The organism is Pedobacter sp. 01N416 (assembly GCF_056399685.1).
In genome coordinates this window covers 1-2,879 of sequence record NZ_JBFTRT010000616.1, presented here as the reverse complement: position 1 = coordinate 2,879, position 2,879 = coordinate 1, and the positions used below count along the sequence as shown (strand labels likewise).

Sequence of the window (2,879 nt, the reverse complement as noted above, 5' to 3'; positions counted from 1 at the left end):
ATAAAAAGGATGCCCATCAATAGTAATCGTTGCATCTGGAATCAAATCGTTATAGCCAACCTCTGCAACCGGATCGCAATAATCAAGCATTCCCAAATAAGGCACATGTATCCTGTTGTTATCCAAAATAATCTGCTTTGCAAGTAAATGCAGCTCCGTTTCCGGCATCGGATTACAGTTTCCCTTGTTACTATGCCTAAAATGTTTCCGCCGAACAGTATTAAGAACCGCTTCAAGCCTGCCACTACAATTGTAGCAGACACAATTGCATTTTAATCCGGTCTGAGTAACCTTGGAAATCGGCACAATTTCGCTTGTGTCCCTCTCTATCCCAACAATTGGCTGAACGTTCATAAATCCGAAAACTAATTAATTATCCCTTTGAGATGTAAAAATTAAATCTATTCTTTGGAGTTTATCTCATCGTTGGCAATATCCATTAAATAGTTAAGAAAAATTGTTGTACTTGACTGAAAATCAATTTCATTGATTTTATTTCCATCAAAATCTGATGTTGAAGCAAACAGGTAAACCCTACTTATGTAACATATGCAGAATTTTGCGAACAACGAGTCTATTGAAGTTCATTATATTCCTCAATCGCATTTCCTATGTCTGCTCCAGAAATTTTATTACCAACATTCTGCTCCTCAAGCTGTATAATAAAATAATATAAATTGCTCCAATTCTTAATATCTTTGTTCTTTTGATTGATCAAATCAGTAATTTTTGCGCTGACTGCTTTATAATTGTCCTCCGACATACTAGCTACACTCTTTAGTGCTTCCAGCACCTTTGATTCAAGATTATTGAAAATATCGCCTTGATACTTGGATTTTTTGGCCATCTCCAAAAGTATCATTAGCCGATCAAGGCTTTTAATATCCTGAATGAACGCAAAACCAAAAAGGTTTCTTCTATAGTCGAATGCCTCTTCTGCCTGCTCTTGCAACTCTTTGAAAAGAAAATCAAACCCCTTCGAATCCCCGTTCTTCAAAAGGTAATTGGCAGCGGTTAACCGCTCCTCGTAAACGATTTCATCATTATTTAAATCGCTAAGTAAAATTTCGTTTAGAACAATTGAATTCACCGGGACGGTTGACAGAATATCAATACCTTTGAACCTTAGTGACCGGCTGTAAACATTTGTAATGAAAATTTCCAATCGTTCCGGCTCTCCAGTTAATTCGAACCAAAAATCAAGTAGTGCCTCATGCCTATATTCCTCTTCCTGACTTTCCTGTAGGCGCTGGATAATAGATGGGTATGTATCCCGCATTTTTTTTCTTAATGCATAAGATGCATTGCCCAACCAGGCCAATCCTTTAACCTCGGGATTGTTGATATTTTCTACAACCCGCTGTAGTAACGGTCCAAGACCTACCAGCGCTTCCAGCGCTTCAATCCCCCCCGGTTGTCTGACCCCAAGCTCCCAGCTAAAATTATAGTAAAGGGTAAACTCAAGAATTTTATCCGTTGGCATTTCAAATTTAAAGCGGTTAATAAAATACCATGATATATCCAATGGATCACCTTTAAAAACTGTCCAACTTCTGATAAAGTCCAACATTGCTGGTTCTACATTTAATTGGCTATAACTTTTCAATTGTTGATGGATCTGAGAAATCCTAAACCCCAAAAAACTAGGCCCGTAATCAACCCAATTAACAATTTCTGACAAATTGCCAATTCTGTTATTATGAGTAAATCTGCGCAAGATGATCATACAAATACTGGGAATATATAATCTATCATCATTGCGATTATCTTTCGAAAGTATTCTGATATCTTCTTGATTTATCTCTCGTCTGTTCAAACGTTCAAAAACTTTCTCGATTTCGATCTTTATTAGGTCGGGCCTGAAGAGTAGTTCAAAGTTATTAGTCATACGTTGCCCCCAAATATCGGGTCTCTGGACAGCAACAGGTTTTACCAGAATTATTTCAAGTTTTTGCCTAACCTCTGCGTCGAAATCCTGTGCCCATGATACTTGATTGCCTTGCTCCCAAAGGTAATGATTGATAAAATTCAGTAGCTTTTCATTAACATTTGTTTTCGCAGAATAATCGATCCATTCACTTAAAGCATCACTATCTATTAAATTAATGATCAAATTATGCAGATAATAAAATTCATCATCATTTTCTATTTCAGAGATTTTGCTTAATGCCTTTCCATTGCTAGCTGTTTTTTTGAAAAACTGCGAGAGCACCTCCACACTAGTTTCTTCATATTCTTTGGCCAGGACTATTGCAAGGTCGAATACTACCTGAAAAATATCGGCGTCTTGATCGTAGCTTGAAATCGCATTTTTTATCAGATGCTCCAAAGTTTCGCGGTGATTATGTACAACTGACAACCTTTTTTGGGGAGTGTCTTTTAATATTTTAAAAATAGATTCTAAACCGTTAGCTGAAATGACCTTTTTTATTGCTTCTTCCCAATGATAATCCTCATCCCCTAAACTGAAATTCTCTCTATCTTCGATTGCGTCAGGCAATTCGTTAAGGGACAATCCGTCCAAGAGGATATCTATGTATTTCTCCAACAAAGCAGAAACAGTAATGAGTTCATATAATCCGGCCCGTATGTATTGGTTTTTATGCTTCTTGAATTTTTCTACGATCTTCAGGATATGATCATCATTTACCTCTGGAATTCGTGCAATCAACGACATCATTCTATGTATATCTGCCGGCTCATGACTTTCTTCCAAAAGAGAATCCAATAAAAGGAACTGAAATTCCATCGCTTCTGTTTCAAAGCCTTTAAAATCGAAATAAAGCAAAAGATAAGTTGTATTTATTTTTTTTATTCTCGAACTGTCCCTATCACTAAGAATGTTTTTTAAATAATGTAATGTTTCTTTAGTTCTGCCA

Annotated in this window: 1 protein-coding gene; it reads right to left on the bottom strand. The window is 36.5% G+C overall.

The window, feature by feature from the left end; all coding sequences use genetic code 11:
- Window positions 1-574 precede the first annotated feature (574 nt).
- The coding region (locus tag AC1DND_RS24680; protein ID WP_477585202.1) for a hypothetical protein at window positions 575-2,879 on the bottom strand (2,305 nt) is incomplete at its 5' end.